1 pseudogene is annotated in these 357 nt (G+C 53.5%); it reads left to right on the top strand.

From position 1 onward, the window contains the following. Positions 1-20: 20 nt before the first annotated feature. Positions 21-357 (top strand): annotated as a pseudogene (locus KJQ96_RS38870) (nitronate monooxygenase); the annotation flags it as partial.

Here is a 357-nt window from a genome sequence, read left to right as displayed (position 1 = left end):
TGGGAGCGGATTTTGTACTCATGGGCACTACCTTCATTGCAACGCAAGAAAGCGAAGCCGATCAAAGCTATCGAGACATGCTCATCGAAAGCGGCGCTGACGACGTTGTGACAACCGACAAGCTGACTGGGATCCCGGCAAACATCCTGCGTGCCAGTCTGGAAAAGTCGGGCTTTATCGACCGCGGAAATCACAAAGGTTTCAGCGTAAATCGCGATACCGACCTCATGAAAATGTGGCGTGATATCTGGAGCGCTGGCCACGGAGTAGGAGGCGTAACAAGAACTGTGAGTGTACGCGATGAGGTCGAAAGGTTGGTGCACGAGAGGGCGGCTGCCCTCGAGAGAAATCAGTCAA

Source organism: Bradyrhizobium sp. sGM-13 (assembly GCF_018398875.1).
Classification (GTDB): domain Bacteria; phylum Pseudomonadota; class Alphaproteobacteria; order Rhizobiales; family Xanthobacteraceae; genus Bradyrhizobium.
The sequence above is the reverse complement of the archived record's forward strand: the minus strand, read 5'-3'. Positions and strand labels throughout refer to the sequence as shown.